Source organism: Metabacillus rhizosphaerae, assembly GCF_037201795.1.
Taxonomy (GTDB): domain Bacteria; phylum Bacillota; class Bacilli; order Bacillales; family Bacillaceae; genus Metabacillus; species Metabacillus rhizosphaerae.
This window is the reverse complement of sequence record NZ_CP147403.1, coordinates 1,401,654-1,419,455: the sequence shown is the minus strand read 5'-3', so window position 1 is coordinate 1,419,455 and position 17,802 is coordinate 1,401,654. Positions and strand designations below refer to the sequence as shown.

The window sequence follows — 17,802 nt, the reverse complement described above, 5'->3', positions numbered from 1 at the left end:
TGATAAATTTCCAGCAATAGTACTTTTTTGAAAAAGGCAAATTTGGGGTGATAATGATAAAATAGATGATCATTTTTAATAATTGAATATTATTTAGTAATGCCACTCTATAAAAAATGAAAGGGAAAACATAATATTGACACCGAGTATACAAATGTATACAATAACTTATGTATACATTTGTATACTGAAAGGGTGAGGAAAATGAACGATAAACACGGAAGAAGATACAAAAGAGATGAAAGACACTTCAACGGTGAACACAATCGTGAAGAACATCGTCATGGCAAAGGTAGTGGGCACAAGCGTGGCGCAAAAACATTTCGCCGAGGTAGAGCTATTGAATTTTTAGACAGAATGAATGTAAAACGTACAACCTTAAAACAACAACTAGAATCACCAGAGCTGCAATCAATTAATCCAATTTTAGTAGGTGAATTAAAAGCGGTCGAATCAATCATAAATGAATTTACTCAATTATTTGAAATTCACGAAGATGAAATCAAACGGAAAGAAGATGATGGTTCAGCTGAAAATAGCCTTCCTAATGGGAATGAATAACAGGTTCAAATTAGGAAAGTCACCTATGACAGAATTAAACACCTTAACTAAATCGTGGGAGTGCCTGGGCAGTCCCTTACCTATTTTCTATTAACCTTCAACTATTAAACTCAAACTTCAACAGGACTATCTAAAATCAATACGGTAATTCTTCGAAAGGATGAAAATATTGATGATTAATTCTCTAAGTAAATTAGATATCGCGACGAACAAACCTAAAAAGTCCAAGCGTTTATGGATCGCTTTTGTACTTGGAACATTAGTAGCCTTTGGACCACTCTCAATCGATATGTACTTACCTGCCCTGCCTCAGATGGCTAATGAGTTAAAAACTACCCCTTCGCTTATCCAACTTAGTTTAACTTTTTTCTTACTTGGTTTATCACTTGGCCAATTATTTACCGGACCATTAAGTGATGTCCATGGACGTCGAAAACCTTTGCTTATTGGCATAGTCATCTATTTTATTGCTTCTTTATTATGCGTTTTTAGCCCATCAATCTGGATATTTATATTTTTGAGGTTTATTCAGGGGTTGGCAGCTTCCTCCGGTGTGGTCATTTCCCGTGCAGTAGTACGAGATCTTTACTCAGGTTCAGAGCTAACGAAATTTTTCTCTCTACTAGCTTTATTTAATGGTGTTGCACCGATTGTTGCGCCTGTAATTGGGAGCCAACTATTACATATTGCACCTTGGCAAGGTATCTTTGTTACCTTGAGTTTAATCGGCCTAGTAATGTTTTTCATTGTATTATTTGGTTTACCAGATACTTTACCTAATGAATTACGGTCTAAGGGTGGTATTAAAAAAACACTAACAACGTTTAAGAGCCTTTTAGTTGATCGTAGTTTCATAGGATACGCCCTTTCGCAAGGTTTAATATATGCTGCCATGTTTGCTTATATTGCAGGATCACCTTTCATATTACAAAATATTTATAATGTGTCTCCCCAAGAATACAGCATCATTTTTGCCATTAACGGAATTGGGATTGTGATTGCAAGTCAAATAACAGGAAAATTAGCTGGTCATATCTGTGAAAGAAGACTGTTCGTTTTGGGGCTAATTATTGCCTTCATCGGAGGAATTACATTGTTAATTATGTTAATCCTGAATATCGGATTATCGACAATATTACTTCCTCTATTCTTTGTCGTATCAAGTATCGGAATAGTCAGTACTTCTGGATCTTCTCTTGCAATGCAAAACCAAGGAAGATCAGCAGGCAGTGCTTCGGCATTACTTGGTGTATTAATGTTACTTTTGGGAGGAATTGCTTCCCCTCTTGTTGGTTTAGGAAATAACTCAGCTATAACAATGGGAATAGTAATTATTATTGTTAGTATTTGCTCGATCCTATCTTATCTTATACTCGCCCCACGTAGAGAACATGAATCTAAGCAAAATTCAAATTCTGTATCAATGTAGAATTATTAAATAGAGAATTAAATAGGCATTGTTTCTATTTCAATGCCTATTTGCTTTAGTTAAATCTTGGTCAATAACAAAATCAATTACTTTTGTCCGGAGTCATTTTTCTCATAACTGTAGTTTTTCTAAAAACTATATTTATATTTGGAGTTTAAATTTCTTCCGAATAAATGCGATACAGAGCAACAATATCGGAAAAACAATTTGCAAAGGTATATGAAAGTATAATGTGAAAAAATCTAGCCCAATTTCATTATGTCGAATTTGGTTTGATGCAATTAAAAGGGATAATGGGGTAAGAATAGTCCCTAGGCCAAGGAATACAGAACGATTTTGTTTTAATTTAAATAATTGAGCAATCCCAACAGCTGAACCAAATGTCCAACCACCAATCTTAAAAAACACGCCTGCTAACATCGTTAAAATAACCAATGCATCAAATCGTTCCAGGAAATCTGCAATTGAAACCATTCGTGCAGCTGTAAGAAGAGGGAAAAAATCCCGACTGTATATTTCTGGTCCTAATACTGATAAAACCATGATCAAATTTACTGTCATTAAAACACCTGTAAATAGGATAGCTGCCATTCCAACAATTCCTTTTCTACCCATATTGTTTAAATAAGGGAAAAACATAGTAATGATGATTGACTCTCCGAATGGAAAGGTTAATACTTTTGGAAATACTTCTTTTAATATAGGCTTCGGGCCATTTCCTAAAATGGGGGTAAGATTTTTTATGTCAAATTCTTCAACAGTTAGCAACAGAACCCAAATGATACTCAAGGCCATAATATAGGAAGGAATAACGGCTTCTCCCATTCTGCTGAATGATTCAATTCCCCCTCGAAAACAATATACAATTAAAACCATAAAACTTCCTATTACAACCACCAGGGGGGTTTTGACTAACATTGATGCAGCGAGAATTTCTGCGAAATCTCTACAAGCTCGAGCGGCTAGATATGTAAAATAGCTGATATAAATCAAAATAAATGGGATGGCCAAAAACTTCCCGATGATTTTTGGGATCATCTGGATTAACGTATCATCTGGATAATAGTTCGATAATTTTGTATACACAAGCATCAAGATAAACCCACCTAGCATCGACACCAAAATAACTAGCCAAGCATCTTGTTTTGCCCCTCCACCTAATCCAAAAACAAACGTATTACCAATTTGAAACCCTAGTATCACATAAAATAACTGTAGAGGACTTATTTTTTCGTGTTTCATATTATCACCCTAGAGGATATTGATAAATTATTTGTTGGAACTTTACGTAATGCCCCTTACTCATATTGGTTATTTTATCCGTTAGTGGGATTTCTATTCTATTGTGATATTCAGAAAGGTGCATTTATCAATAAGTGAAGATAGTTTCCAATGTTTTTGCTACTCAATCATTTATAATTCTTACTAAATTTGACGGATTATTGGATTTCTATTTATTTCCACTCAAAAAAAATAAGAATTATGTATACGTTCTTTAATAGAAGTATAAATAATTCCAACTAAAATAGACTATTAATCTTATTCTTTTCTTAATTGAAGCACTGCGTAAATTGATTATGTACTCTAAATATTCAGAATTATAATAGCGTTATTCTTGAGTAAAGGAATAGAAATTGCAAATACAATGTAGGAAAGCTTGATTATCAATTCTGATTATCCTGTCACAACACCATACAACTGTTCATTCACATCAAGATGATTTGTGTTGATATAAGTTAAAGTTTCAATTAGTTCTTTTGTTTCCTCTCTATGTTTTTTTCGTGAAATGGCACGCATCGGAGCAGTTCTAAATAAATACTCCTCTTCCTCTGTCTCAGGGATTACTTCTGGTACAGGAACTGGTGTTCCATTGTCATCTATAGCTACAAGAGTCTGAAACGATACAGCTGCAATTCTTCTTTCTCCTGTCATCAAGTCTTCAGCAGTAGAGCGAATAAAAACTTCCATCGAAGTTCTGCTTGTCCATGTTACATAAGCTACTAAACAGATTGAATCCCCTACTCGAACCGGGGAAAGGAAATCGACAGAATCTGTAGAAGCTGTGACACAAGGTTTTCTTGCATGGCGGGTTGCAGATAATACAGCCACTTCATCTATTAACTGCATGAGTCTACCACCGAATAATGTGTGGTGATGCTGCGTATCTGGTGGAAGAACAACATTGGCTTTGACACAACGCGAAAGTTTACAGGGTTTAGCATCCATAATATCACCTCATAATATAGTAAATATAAATTGTATTATAACAGATGTATTATTAATTTGTTGTTATATTATAGATAGTGAGTAAAACAGGTAAATATACCTATTAAATTGAGTAGAGAGGGTGACTAACCCTTTGAAGGAAACCAGTTAATTTCAATACCTTCATCATCGTATGAGTTACTGAATCCAGACATAAAATGAAAATAAGCGCTCATCCTTGTTACTGGAAAGCGCCTAAAGTGGAGCATCATTAATCTTTGCCCTTTTGATTTTCATAGAATTACTCTTTTTCAAAAACCTTTTAGTAACTAAACATCCCTTCTTTTATAAACCTATTAAAAGGACCTTCACATTTTAAAATATTGAATGCAACATTTACAAACACGCATCTATAGATTAGGAATTTCCTTATAGTAACTAAGAGTAGGTACTAACATATTCGAGTTATAGATACTATCAAGTTCTGATCTAGTTACCCACTTTTTTATAAAAATATCAATGCGCCGAATACCTCTTCTCGTGGATGACTACGCGGCGAATGAAAAATGCCAGGATCAAGCCAATCAATGCTATGATCATCGTGAACCAGAACACGTTTTGTGACCCTTCCGTCATCGCGTTTGCTATTTCGGTTAGCTTAGTCGGATCGGAGGAGCCGCGCAAGTATTTCTCCACACCACCCGTAAGGATACTGATTGCTACAGCTATTCCAATTGCGCCTGCAACCTGCTGCAGTGTATTCAAGACTGCCGTGCCGTGGGGGTATAACTCCGGCGGCAATTGATTTAGTCCATTCGTTTGAGCAGGCATCCAAATCATAGATACCCCCACCATGAGCCCGATATGCAAAGCCACGATAAAAGCCACTGAAGAAGCAGGGGATAGGGTAGTAAAAAACCATAACATGACTGCAACGAGAACGAGGCCGGGGGGAACTAGCCATTTCGGTCCATATCTATCGAATAAACGCCCCACCAGTGGTGATAGGATACCGTTCAACGCACTGCCCGGCAAAAGCATGAGTCCGGCGATGAAAACAGACAGTCCTGCACCAGTCTGCAGAAACATTGGCAGTATAATCATGCTCGACATAATAATCATCATACATGACAGTACTAGAAGCAGCCCAACGACGTACATCGGATACTTGAAAACGCTCAGATTCATCATCGGATCATTCATTAAGTTCTGTCGTAGTATGAACAATACCAGCGCTACAAGTCCAACGACGATTGATGTGATTACGACCATGCTGCTCCAACCTTCAGCTCCTTCGCCCGCCTTACTGAAGCCAAAGACAACTCCTCCGAAACCGACCGTTGACAATAAGACAGAAAGAAGATCGATCCTAGACTTTGTAACATCAGTAACGTTTTCCAAATACTTTAGCCCTATCAGCAACCCTATAACCAAAAATGGAAGTGATAACCAGAAGATGTAATGCCAGGTTAAATATTCGATTAATAGTCCGCCTATGGTCGGTCCGGTCGCTGGAGCAAACATTATAACAAGTCCGACGAATCCCATTGCCGCACCCCGCTTTTCAGGCGGATATATGACAAGAATTGTATTGAACAAGAGTGGAAGCAACAAGCCCATGCCTACAGCCTGTAAAACTCGTGCGAACATTAACATTTCAAAATTGAACGCAAGCGCAGCAATCAACGTACCAACGATTAGGCTGATGAGAGAACCTGTGAACATCTGCCTTGTCGTAAACATCTGCAGCAACAACCCGCTCATTGGCATTAAAATGCCTAGAGTCAACAAGAACCCAGTTGTTAACCACTGTGCGGTTGCGGCCGAAATTTGGAAAACTTCCATAAGATTAGTCATTGCAATATTGAGGGCAGTTTCGCTGAACATGCCGACGAAACCGCAGATAAGCAGCGATGCCATAATGGCACGCGTATTGTATTGATTCTTCATTTTTTATCTCCTCGTAAATCAATTTTAAGTAATATCAGATTATTTTTTAGCAAATCCTTGTTTGTTTAAATACTCAAGCATAAAGGGCAGTCTGCTTCTATCAAGATGATCCTCAATGTGATCTTTCCATCCCTTTACTTTCTTAACTGTGAAAGGTGCTTTAACAGGACGATTTTGGTAATATTCACGCATCTGTTCGTCATAAGTTGCTAATTTTTCTTCATCTAGTGGTTGATACTGATTATCAAACATGACCATCGATTGAGGTAAACGTGGTTTTAGTCCAGGCTTCTCTCCAGCAGGATGTCCTATGCATAGCCCTACTAAAGGAATCACAAACTTTGGTAAATTTAATACCTCAGTTAATTCTGTAATATTAGCTCTTACTCCACCGATATAGACACCACCGAGTCCCATTGATTCTGCTGCAGTTAAAGCATTTTGAGCCATTAGCCCAGCATCGAATGTACCTATTAAAAGGTATTCAATATAGTCAAGGTTTACCTTGGGTGCAATTTCATTATTTCTGTTAAAATCTGCACAAAAAATCCAAAACTCTGCTGCTTCTTCAATATAAGGTTGATTTACAGAGAGTTGCATCACTTTTTTTCGTAGTTCTGGATCTGTAATTCTAATGATAGAAACCACTTGTAGTAGACTAAATGATGAAGTTTGATTAGCTGCCTTAAAGATTGCATCTCGTTGTTCCTCTGTCAGTGGTTGATTTGTAAAAGAACGAATGGATGTATGATTATGAAGCAATTCAAGGGTATTATTCATTTGAAACCTCTCCTCTATTAATTATTGTTCTCTTTCAGCCTTCCGTATTGGTAAGGAACCCCCATATTCTCGCGCAGTGTTTTTCCTTCATATTCCCTGTGGAACAAACCGCGATCCTGCAAAATTGGGACAACCAGTTCCACAAAATCAGCAACTCCATCATAGGCTATATCCGGAACAACTGAGAAGCCGTCACATGCACCAGCCAAAAACCATTCTTCCAAGAAGTCAGCAACTTGTACGGGGGTACCTGCCACTACTGGATGATAGTTAATGACTCCGTGGGCAAGAACGTCTCGAATGGATAGCCCTTTTTTCAGCAGCTCTAAAGCTCTGTGGGAGCGTGGATCCATTGGGTTGGCATATGCCTTTTTCAACATGTCAGTTGCTAAAGGTTGATCAATATCTACCGAGTGCACCGATAGTGGTAAACCAACCATGGAACCAAGGTATCTTACCCTATTTGGAATCTCTTCAGGATTAAAACTCATAAGCTGTCTTCGCCGTTCTAAAGCTTCTTCTTCAGTTGAACCTATGGAAAACATAAAACCTGCATACATCTTGATATCATCGGGATTTCGGCCAAAACGAGCTGCACTTTGTTGGAGCGCTTGCCTATGTTCACGAGCAGACTCAATGTCATAAGGATTAGCGTAGACACCAGAAGCGTACCTCCCCGCCAATTCCAAGCCTTCCTCCCCTCCGCCTGCTTGGAAAATAACTGGCTGGCCTTGGTCAGAGGGGGGGATTGGCAACGGACCACGAGATGCATAATACTGCCCTTGAAGATTGATTGGCTGAATTTTGTCCATGTCGGCAAATTTTCCTCCCTCTACATCTAACGTCCAAGCGTCGGATTCCCAACTCCCCCACAAAGCTTGGACAATTTGTATGGATTCATGAGCCATGTCATATCGTTCTTTACGACTGGCAATCTGAGCACCAAAATTTGCTGCTGCTAATGGATCTGATGTAGTGACCGCATTCCATCCTACACGTCCCTGACTTATAACATCCAGTGCTTTGAACTGACGTGCTATGTTATATGGATAATTAAATGTCGTTGAGAGGGTAGCAACAAGCCCAATATGTTTCGTTTCTCTAGCTACAGCCATTAGTGCTAACATAGGATCCATAGGGAAACTAGGAGTCTGAGGCCCTAAATCGACGGTTAATGCTGGAGTATCAGCGATAAAAATCATTTGAAATTTTCCTTTTTCAGCTAATTTAGCTCGCTCCACATAACCATCCGTATTTATGTAGGCTGCTGGGTCGGTTCCAGGCATTCTCCAAGCACTGAATTCAGCACCATATCCAGAAACCATTTGTAGTGCTAGTTGCATCTCTTTTCTTTTTTTCATGTACCTTCTCTCCTTTACTTTTTATAGGTATAGGCTCCAAATAAGCAAAAGAGCCGCTTTTTCTAATTACAGTTCAGTAGATCTGAAAAAACATAAAATAATATTTAGCTTGCTAAATAATTTAAAGCATTTTAGCTAGTACGGATCTTCTTTCAGTGGATTCCCGTAACCTTTACTCAGTAAATAAAAGATATGGAACTATTTAGGTTACTAAATAGTTATTTAGCATGCTAAGTATCAACATAGAGAAAACTTAGAACAAGTTTCTCTCCATTCGCTTCATAAGTTCCCTTAAGATTATGCGTTCTTCCGGTAAGATTGAACCTAGTAATTTTTCTTGCTGCTGTTTCCATTTGAAATCAACTGGTTTCTTTAATTCTTTGCCTTTATCTGTTAGAAAAATCCGCATAACCCTTGCATCTTGTTCATCACGTTTACGGTATATGAACCCATTTTGCTCCAGCGATTTAACCATATTTGTTACCGTAGGTGGCTCGCATTTTAAATGTTCACATAGTTGCATTTGTGTTATTCCATCACCTAACCACAAACGAGCGAGTAGTCTATCCTGACCTACATGAAGATTAAGTTCTCTTAGATTTTCGCTATAATCTCGACGCATTTTGGATGAAATTTTATCTAAGGACTCACGAATATCGCATCCAACCATATCGTTCATAGGTATGCCCCCACTACTATGATGTATTTAGCAAGCTAACTATATCATGATGAAAATTTAGTTGTCAATTTATCTTAAGGGGCCTCCTCACATTTTATCGGGCTGAATTTATCTAGTACGAGGTCAAAAGTATGGATACAACACTTAATCCCCATCAGCTGTTTCACACTGAAATGTCCGGATTCTGTTTATAACCCCATTTTTCCTATAAACTTGTTGTATCGAGTAATATTGTTACATGTACTAGAATAAAACCATTTCTCATCTTTTTGAAGAGGGCAATAAAAATAGACATAGTACATTTTTTTGTACTTAACAGTTGAAAGCTGGTGAAACACCTGCCACGAGGAAAAGTGTTCGAATAAAAAAAGCTGCCACACTTGACAGCTTAGGATCTTTTAACTCTTGCCCCCGTTACTTTAATTCATTTCTTCACAAACTTTTATCGCAAAAGAAAAAACTGCCGTTAAAACAATCTCACCTCCCACAACTATTACTTTATTCACCATTTAGTTTTTGAATTTTAGGGTAAACGGTAAACGATGAATGTGAGCGCTTTGGTTAGTCTACCTGCTCCCCAAACTTCTTCCCGAACTCTTCCATCAAATCAATTATTGGAATGAATTCTTTTCCTTTTAAGGATAATGAATAAACTACTCGAGGAGGAACCTCTGGATAAACTTTGCGATTTATTAAGCCATCTCTTTCTAATTCTCGAAGCTGCTTTGTAAGAGAACCTTGTGAAATATCCCATAAAAAGGCTTTAATTTCACTATAACGACGCTCTTTGGTCTTTAAATACCAAAGAATGATATATTTCCATCGTCCAGAAAGAATGTTTTGGGTATAAGCAATGCCATAAACTTCTCTTTGTTCCTTTATACACTCTTTGTTAAATCCATCCGTACATATCCTAGACACCTTTTCACCTGCTTTCTACTGTTAAGTACAAAAAAATGTACTACGTCAATTTTTATTGCCTACTTCAAAAAGATGAGAAATGATTTTATTCTAGTATATGTAATAGAAAAACTCAATACGTAACATTAAGCATATTAATTCTTTTATATACAAATTCTTTAGGAGGAAAAATAATGAGATTTGGAATTATAGGTGCAGGACCAATTGGGTCAATTATTTCTAAAAAATTAGTTAAGAGTGGACATGATGTCAAGATTGCAGATGCACGAGGAATTGAACGTTTAGATGGAAAAGAGCTTGCTGGAAGAACTGTACGTGTAGAGGATGCAATTAAAAATATTGAGGTTCTTATCATATCTCTCCCTATAAAAGCACTGCCAAGTATTCGGAACATTATCGATCAAATCGGGGAGGAGGTAATCATAGTAGATACTTCAAATTATTATCCTTATCGAGACGGAATAATTGAAGAAATCGAGAACGGGATGGTTGAAAGCATTTGGGTTTCAAATCATTTAGGCAGACCTGTAATTAAAGCTTTCAACAACTTATTAGCCTATACTTTAGAAAATGAAGGAACAGCCGAAGATTCTAGTGGACGAGTTGCGATGGCAGTTGCTGGTAATGATCCATCACAAAAACAAGTAGTCATGGACTTAGTATTCGAGCTGGGCTTCGACGTAGTAGACAGTGGTTCTTTAAATGACTCTTGGAGACAGCAGCCAGGAACTCCTGCTTACTGCACAGAGCTAACAAAAGATGAACTCACGAAAGCGTTGAAAAAGGCAATTAAAGAAAATGCACCATTACTACGGGACAAGGTGATGGAAAGGTTCGCAAAGCTCTTTGCAGAAAAAAATGAAGTTGAATTTTCACATAAGGATATTGTGAATATAAACAGAGAAATATACAATTCATAAAAACAAAAGGTGCACTCAGTTAGAGTGCACCTTTTTGATTATCCATATATCGCAGTAAAGTGTGAAGATCTATGTGTACCTTTCCTTTTTGCCCCAAACAATCATGAAAGTTATTGGTAATTCTGAGATCTTACAAAAGGCCTTCCATTCCGATCTCAATCTTTTCAAAACAGACTTTAAGTATGATTATGTTTTAAATCCAGCTACCACGAACCTTCCCCGAGGTACAATTCTTTACAATCTCTATGTTATTGATTTTAGTTATTTAAAGAATAAAAACAGCTTCAAATATAATTTGAAGCTGCGTTTTGTAATTTATTAAGTTAAAGAGTTCTATTTCTATAAACTCAAAAGATGTTTAAAGCATAAGTTTGACACTATAATTTTAAAGCATAATGATGTCACTTTCACATTTTTATGATTTAAATCACAATAAAACAAAAACCACCAAATATGTATTTGGTGGAGACGGTGGGAATCGAACCCACGTCCAGAAACATCGCCACTTAAGCGTCTACGAGCGTAGTCGATATATTCGCAGTTTCGCTAACTCCTATGCCTATCGACAGGCGTCAGAGCAGCTAGTCTGATTGGTCTCTTCCATCATCCCCAGACGGAGGAATTAGGCGTAGTCCACTAAGAGTGAGTCCCTTACCCTACCACATGGACGATGGAGGGAGGAACAGCTACGCAGTTATTAAGCTGCGAAAGCTAAGTTATTGTTAGTTTTGCCAGTTATTATTGGCGTGACGTTTTAACGAAGACGATCCCTTCGGCCCGCAACCTAAGCTCGAACTACCCCTGTCGAATCCGTAACGTCCCCATGATAAGCCGTATTATACCAGCTAGGGAATACGGGAGATAAAGCAGTTAAAGCTTAATTGCTTATGAAATTGTTGTGAAGGAGTTAACCCTCATTTTTGATGACGTGTTTATCTGCCATCAGAGTTGTAAGTGACTGTCTTACAAAATCTATTATAACAGACTGATACAAGAATGCAATTGTAAGGTTTTTCCTACTATTCCTTTTGACGTTCTCTAAAGGCACGTTCGATATCACGCTTAGCTTCTTTTTTCTTTAAATCCTCACGTTTATCGTATTTTCTTTTACCCTTACCAAGGCCTATTAAAACCTTAGCGTAACCATTTTTTAAATACATTTTCAATGGTACCAATGCATAGCCTTCTTCTTTTGTAGCACCTATTAATTTTACAATTTCACGTCTATGCAATAAAAGCTTTCTTGTACGTAAGGGTTCATGGTTATAACGATTCCCTTGCTCATATGGACTAATGTGCATATTGTGCAAATATACTTCGCCATGTTCCACTCGTGCGAAGGAATCCTTTAATTGTACTCGACCGTTACGAATTGATTTTATTTCAGTACCTTGAAGGACAATGCCGGCTTCATACGTTTCTTCAATTGAGAAATCATGATTAGCCTTTTTGTTTTGAGCTAATACTTTTCCAGTTCCTTTAGGCATTGCTTTACCCTCCCTTTAATAGCTATTTCATATAGCGATAAATTACATTTTAGCAAAAATTGGACTTTTCCTCAATATTTACGTGTTAATTCGAACAAAAACGAATGAAATGATGGAACTTAGATGGTTTTTTGGCAATTTTGATTATTTTTTTGCAATTTTCTTTGGTTATTTTGCAAATCTCGGTCATTTTTTTTGCAACTTCCAATAAGTTCGCAGCCCAGCCCATTTTTTGCAACTTCCAATGAGTTCGCTGCCACCTTTTTTTGCAACTATCCATTCTTATTATTCCAAAGTAAATTTGTTCCACAACTTAAGAGGGTCTGACACAAATTGCCTGTGCCAGACCCATCTTTAAACGATCAAGCTTTCTTTTTCTTTTTCCGCTTCGCTTTCGGTGCATTTTCATAGTGCTTTTTCTTCTTTTTTCGTGGTGGACGGGTTGACCAGTCACCATCCTTATCCTTATCTTTCTCTTTTCCACTACCGCTTCTATTACCTTTTTGATTTGCATCTTTTCTACCTTTACCAGCTATAATAACCTTTGGTCTATCTTTCGCTTCCGGTCTTCTCGTTCCCTTCATGCCAACGATCTCAAAGTCGATAGAGCGCTCTTCTTTATTAACATTTACGACTCGAACCGTAATTTCATCACCAATTCGATACACATTTCCTGTACGTTCGCCAATCATTGCGTAATGACGTTCATCATATCGATAATAGTCATCCGTCATATAACTAACATGAACGAGACCTTCAATTGTATTTGGTAACTCAACAAACATACCAAAGTTAGTAACAGAGCTTATCATGCCGTCATATTCTTCGCCAATTTTATCAAGCATGTATTCTGCTTTTTTCAACTCATCTGTTTCACGCTCTGCTTCAACCGCTCTGCGTTCCATATTTGATGCTTGTTCTGCAATGACAGGTAAGCTTTCTCCCCATCTCGAACGGGTCGCTTCATCAACTTTGCCTTCAATTAAATATGTTCGAATTAATCGATGGACAATTAAGTCAGGATAACGACGGATTGGAGATGTAAAATGTGTGTAAAATTCCGTTGATAATCCAAAGTGACCTAAGCTTTCTGGGTCATATTTTGCTTGCTTCATTGAGCGAAGCATTACCGTTGATATCACCGTTTCTTCTGGTGTTCCTGCTACTTCCTCCAAAATATTTTGCAATGCTCTAGGATGGATTTCGTTAGCAGAACCTTTAACCGTGTATCCAAAATTTGTAATAAACTCTAGGAAACGCTGAAGCTTTTCAGTATTTGGATCTTCATGAATTCGATAAATAAATGGCACGTTCATCCAATGAAAATGCTCAGCAACCGTTTCATTTGCTAATAACATGAATTCTTCAATTAACCGCTCTGCAACCGAACGTTCTCGAATCACAACATCATGTGGGTGGCCTTCATCATTTACAAGCACCTTTGCTTCTTTAAAATCAAAATCAATTGCGCCACGGTTCATTCGTTTTGTGCGTAGGATTTGTGCAAGTTCACCCATTTGTTCAAACATTGGTACAAGCTTTTCATACTTTTGCAGAAGTGCCTCATCACGATCTTCGAGGATTTTTTTCACATCAGAGTAGGTCATCCGTTCAGTCGTTTTAATGACACTTTGGAAGATCTCATGTTTTACAACTGTTCCTGCTTCATCTATTTCCATTTCACATGACAAGGTTAGTCGATCTACCTTTGGATTTAATGAACATATTCCATTTGAGAGACGATGAGGAATCATTGGAATTACACGGTCTACAAGGTACACACTTGTCCCACGCTCTAATGCTTCACGATCGATTGGGGACTGCTCGGTTACATAATGACTTACATCGGCAATGTGAACACCTAGCTTGTAGTTTCCATTCGCTAATTTTTGAACGGTAACAGCATCATCTAAATCCTTTGCATCTGCTCCGTCAATTGTCACAATTGTTTCATTACGTAAATCACGACGGTCTTTTAAATCTTCTTCATTAATCGACTCAGGTACATCGTTTGCTTGCTGAATCGCTTCTTCAGGAAACGGACCAGGTAGTCCATGTTTATGGATAACAGATAAAATATCAACACCTGGGTCATTTTTATGACCTAAAATATCGATTACTTCACCTTCTGCACTCATTCGTCCTTCAGGATAAGTTGTAAGTTTCACAACAACTTTATGGCCTTCTACTGCCCCATTTGCAGCATTTTTTGGAATGAAAATATCATTGGCAATTTTCTTATCATCAGGAATCACAAAGCCAAAATTTTTGCTTTCTGTATATGTCCCAACAATTTCTTTTACGCCGCGTTCTAAAATACGAATAATCGTACCTTCTTGACGTGATCCACCTGCAGACTTAGCGCTTACTCTTACTAAAACAATATCACCATGCATCGCAGTTTTTAGTTCGGTAGGTGGGATAAATACATCATCTAAGCTAGTATCTTCAGGGTCTACGAAAGCAAATCCTTTTGCATGGCCGATAAGCTTCCCTTTTAATAAATTCATTTTTTCTGGTAAGCCATATCGGTTACTTCTCGTTCTAACAACTAATCCTTGATCCTCCATCGCTACTAACGCTTTGACAAAATCTTTAAATTCAGTTGAATCCTCTATTCCAAACGCTTCCTCTAGTTCTTGAACGGTAAGAGGCTTGTATGCTTCTTCCTTCATGAAAGCTAGTAGTTTATTGATATGTACTTGTATATCTTGATCCATGTAGTATCCTCCTTTTTACCAATCAAGGCTTTCTAGAAATTGGTAGACGTCTTCATGCAACTGGTCGCGTTCCTTATCTAGTGTAAGAACATGTCCAGACTCCTCGTACCATTTTATTTGCTTTTGATCGGTTTCTACTTCGTTATATATAATGTTTGCACTATCGGTATTAATCATGTGATCATGTCTACCTTGTGCGACAAACGTTGGTGAATAGATCATATCGACATTATTTCGGACGTCTGCAATTAGCTCCTGCAATGCTTTTAATGTGTTCATTGGAGACTTCGCAAACTCATCCATTTCTTCTTCAATTTGTTCAGGTGATTTTCCTTCAAACTTTTTATAATTTCTCGCATACTCAAGAACACCTTGATACATTACTTCTTCGCTTTTTATATACATTGGTGCACACATTGGGACAATACCCTTTACAGGTACAGTGTAACCTAATTTAAGGGAAAACACTCCGCCAAGTGATAAACCTCCAACTGCTATCTTTTCAAACCCCATATTCTTTAAATGATCATAACCTTGCTGGACGTCTTGCCACCAATCCTCAGGACCTGTATGTACTAGCTCTTCTGGAGGAACACCATGCCCCTTGTATTGTGGTGCATGACAAGTATAGCCTCTTTCACTTAAATAACGAGCCAGCATCCTTACATCTGCTGTATTCCCAGTAAATCCATGTAATAATAAAACTGCTTTCTCTCCGCCCTCAAACGTAAACGGCTTTGGTAATACTCTTTTCATACTAAGTAACTCCTTCAAAATAAAGATCTTTTAACTAGTTTATCCCACTTTAACTTCCAGTAGTACATCTTGCGCTTTATGCCATATATCTATTTAAACAAACGTTTGATTTATTACCAAAAGGTTTGCTTGAAAGAAAAGCGGAAGCACCTTGCTCAGCGACGTAGAAAAAAGAGCACTTCGTATGAGATAAAGCGAGACTTCCATCAGTGGGTTATCTGATGGATAGCGAGACTTATCGGACCTTTACGGGCAGTTATCAGTTACTGACCGTTAAGGTGTGGCAAAGGAAACACGAAGAGCACGAGCGTTCGATATTGACTTAGCGTATAAGGAGTGTGAAGTTCACTAGTCGCTAGGCGCTGGAGCTAGACACAAAAACTAGGTACTATAGCGTCATAATGAAATATTAAAACTAAAAAAAGAGCCTGAAGCATCAGACCCTTTGTTTTAAAGATTATTTAACGATATATGCTACCAAGATAGTCAAAATAAAGAATAGCACTGATAAAATAACTGTCGCACGGTGTAAAACTAAATCAAGACCACGAGCCTTTTGCTTACCAAAAAGCTGCTCGGCACCACCAGAAATTGCACCTGATAGACCTGCACTCTTACCAGATTGTAATAATACAACTGTAATTAAAGCGACTGATACTAAAACAAGTAGGATAATTAATGCTGTATGCATGAAAAACGACACCTCCTGATATACGCACAACTAGATAGTTTTAATGTATCATATCTATTCGTAATTCACAATACAAGTTTAGATTGGCTTCATGGATAGAAATTGGAATCGACTATAAGTGGGTTATCTTCGATTTTGAGAGATTTATCTTCGATTTGGAGAATTTATCTTCGATTATTCCTTTTTATCAACCATTAGACAAAAATCGACAAAGACTCACTATCCATCATTAGTCTAATTGATAAACACGATCTTTATTACTCCCTGTGTACCTGAGGTTCATTGCTTTAAGTAGTCTATTCGCTATTGCCGGGGAAGTTATGTTCAAAAAATACCTCAGTTCAGCATTTGAAATTGTTGGTTTTACTAACAGTTTGTACTCTTTTATCGCCTGAATATGAGCCTGTTTATCTTTTCTATTACATTTTGGGCAATGCCAGTTAGCCTTTACTCTAATTAAGGGAAGGTAATTACAACTAGAACATATCACACCATTCAGAATTTCACTTTCATTTATTTTAAAGCGGGCTAATATAGAAAAATCTGCATTAGTATGCTTTTTGAGTAACTTTCGAGAGATCTTTTTTAGTTCCTTTTCTTCAAGATCTGGTGAATTGATGGATTTCTCTAATTGAATAATTTTAGTGGGAAGGTTTTCTTTGCGGATTACTTTGTGGTGAATAATTTGGTCGTCTGGAGAAGAGCGAATTACTGTAGATGGGTTGCTTATGACAACAATTGAGGTGATTTTCATTTCTTTTAAATTATTATTTACTAGCCATTCTTTTAATTGTGATTCTTGCCGTTCCAATTGTATTAGCGGATATTGATATGCCTTTTCCGTTTGGTCTTTTGTTTGAATCAGTTGTTTAAATATCGGATCGAAGTAAATGGTTCCTGATATATTTTTCACCTCAATGATTATTGCCATTTTCCGAGTTAAGATAAGGGTATCAATTTGGAAGTAATGATTTTTACCTTTTAGCCTTATGTCATGAAAAATATAGTAGTCTTTTTCTTCAAGGAAGCTTAAATAATAGTCAATAGCTTCTTCACCTCTGTAGCCAGCCATTCTTTTTTTCAAATCTTCAATAATTATTGGGATTTTTGGATGTTTTAGAGGAAGTCTTAGAAGTAATGCTTCTAATTTTTCAATCGTAAGGGGGAATTCGCGGTGTTTTAAGATCATTTTCTCACTCCATATAATATTTTGCTTAAAACCTTCGCCAATTCTAGTGGAAATCCTGCTACTACTTTTCTTCATTAATAATTTATCTTCGATTTTGATGAGTTTATCTTCGATTCTTCAAATTTATCTTCGATTCTCGCAATTTATCAACGA

16 protein-coding genes and 1 other RNA gene are annotated in these 17,802 nt (G+C 37.3%); 3 read left to right on the top strand and 14 right to left on the bottom strand.

The features are described 5' to 3' along the window. Window positions 1-204 precede the first annotated feature (204 nt). Together WCV66_RS06775 and WCV66_RS06770 are read left to right on the top strand one after the other, a co-directional pair. The gene (locus WCV66_RS06775) at window positions 205-561 is read left to right on the top strand and encodes a hypothetical protein (RefSeq protein WP_338788381.1); all 357 of its coding nucleotides are present in this window, start codon (window positions 205-207) and stop codon (window positions 559-561) included. A gap of 172 nt (window positions 562-733) precedes the next feature. Further along, window positions 734-1,990, top strand: a complete 1,257-nt coding sequence (locus WCV66_RS06770; protein ID WP_338788380.1) for a multidrug effflux MFS transporter — start codon at window positions 734-736, stop codon at window positions 1,988-1,990. Between the two features lie 141 nt (window positions 1,991-2,131). Here WCV66_RS06770 and WCV66_RS06765 read toward each other — a convergent pair whose 3' ends face one another. The 7 genes from WCV66_RS06765 to WCV66_RS06735 all read right to left on the bottom strand — a co-directional run bounded on the left by WCV66_RS06765 (window position 2,132) and on the right by WCV66_RS06735 (window position 9,886). Continuing rightward, window positions 2,132-3,232 carry a GerAB/ArcD/ProY family transporter gene (locus WCV66_RS06765; protein ID WP_338788379.1) on the bottom strand — a complete coding sequence of 367 codons (1,101 nt, stop codon included), beginning with the start codon at window positions 3,230-3,232 and terminating at the stop codon, window positions 2,132-2,134. A 432-nt stretch (window positions 3,233-3,664) separates the two neighbouring features. Next, complete coding sequence (locus tag WCV66_RS06760; RefSeq protein ID WP_338788378.1) at window positions 3,665-4,216, bottom strand: acyl-CoA thioesterase; 552 nt, start codon at window positions 4,214-4,216, stop codon at window positions 3,665-3,667. A gap of 495 nt (window positions 4,217-4,711) precedes the next feature. Further along, entirely contained in the window at window positions 4,712-6,145 is a 1,434-nt protein-coding gene (locus tag WCV66_RS06755) for a DHA2 family efflux MFS transporter permease subunit (RefSeq protein ID WP_338788377.1), read from the bottom strand. Window positions 6,146-6,184: 39 nt separating this feature from the next. Next, a complete protein-coding gene (gene nfsA / locus WCV66_RS06750; RefSeq protein ID WP_185653330.1) occupies window positions 6,185-6,925 on the bottom strand; it encodes an oxygen-insensitive NADPH nitroreductase in 741 nt (246 codons plus the stop codon). Between the two features lie 17 nt (window positions 6,926-6,942). Further along, on the bottom strand, window positions 6,943-8,286 hold the full coding sequence (locus tag WCV66_RS06745; RefSeq protein WP_338788376.1) for an NtaA/DmoA family FMN-dependent monooxygenase: 1,344 nt from the start codon (window positions 8,284-8,286) through the stop codon (window positions 6,943-6,945). 253 nt (window positions 8,287-8,539) lie between these two features. Continuing rightward, window positions 8,540-8,965 (bottom strand): MarR family winged helix-turn-helix transcriptional regulator, encoded by a 426-nt coding sequence (locus WCV66_RS06740; RefSeq protein ID WP_338788375.1) that lies wholly within the window; start codon window positions 8,963-8,965, stop codon window positions 8,540-8,542. A 561-nt stretch (window positions 8,966-9,526) separates the two neighbouring features. Beyond that, window positions 9,527-9,886 carry a winged helix-turn-helix transcriptional regulator gene (locus WCV66_RS06735; protein WP_338788374.1) on the bottom strand — a complete coding sequence of 120 codons (360 nt, stop codon included), beginning with the start codon at window positions 9,884-9,886 and terminating at the stop codon, window positions 9,527-9,529. A gap of 173 nt (window positions 9,887-10,059) precedes the next feature. On the opposite strand from WCV66_RS06735, the gene WCV66_RS06730 reads away from it, so the two are divergent. Continuing rightward, window positions 10,060-10,806 carry an NADPH-dependent F420 reductase gene (locus WCV66_RS06730; protein ID WP_338788373.1) on the top strand — a complete coding sequence of 249 codons (747 nt, stop codon included), beginning with the start codon at window positions 10,060-10,062 and terminating at the stop codon, window positions 10,804-10,806. 460 nt (window positions 10,807-11,266) lie between these two features. Here WCV66_RS06730 and ssrA read toward each other — a convergent pair. The 7 genes from ssrA to WCV66_RS06695 form a co-directional block, all read right to left on the bottom strand. Further along, window positions 11,267-11,629: a transfer-messenger RNA gene (gene ssrA, locus WCV66_RS06725) on the bottom strand. 196 nt (window positions 11,630-11,825) lie between these two features. Then, the gene (gene smpB / locus WCV66_RS06720) at window positions 11,826-12,293 is read right to left on the bottom strand and encodes an SsrA-binding protein SmpB (protein ID WP_066329164.1); all 468 of its coding nucleotides are present in this window, start codon (window positions 12,291-12,293) and stop codon (window positions 11,826-11,828) included. Between the two features lie 119 nt (window positions 12,294-12,412). Further along, complete coding sequence (locus tag WCV66_RS06715; RefSeq protein WP_338788372.1) at window positions 12,413-12,538, bottom strand: hypothetical protein; 126 nt, start codon at window positions 12,536-12,538, stop codon at window positions 12,413-12,415. Between the two features lie 117 nt (window positions 12,539-12,655). Further along, window positions 12,656-15,013: a ribonuclease R gene (gene rnr / locus WCV66_RS06710; protein ID WP_338788371.1), complete on the bottom strand. Its 2,358-nt coding sequence runs from the start codon at window positions 15,011-15,013 to the stop codon at window positions 12,656-12,658. A gap of 15 nt (window positions 15,014-15,028) precedes the next feature. Beyond that, window positions 15,029-15,769, bottom strand: coding sequence for a carboxylesterase (locus tag WCV66_RS06705; protein WP_338788370.1), 741 nt, complete (start codon window positions 15,767-15,769; stop codon window positions 15,029-15,031). A gap of 457 nt (window positions 15,770-16,226) precedes the next feature. Then, window positions 16,227-16,460, bottom strand: a complete 234-nt coding sequence (gene secG, locus WCV66_RS06700; RefSeq protein WP_066329173.1) for a preprotein translocase subunit SecG — start codon at window positions 16,458-16,460, stop codon at window positions 16,227-16,229. A 229-nt stretch (window positions 16,461-16,689) separates the two neighbouring features. After that, a complete protein-coding gene (locus WCV66_RS06695; RefSeq protein ID WP_338788369.1) occupies window positions 16,690-17,649 on the bottom strand; it encodes a nuclease-related domain-containing protein in 960 nt (319 codons plus the stop codon). Window positions 17,650-17,802 lie beyond the last annotated feature (153 nt).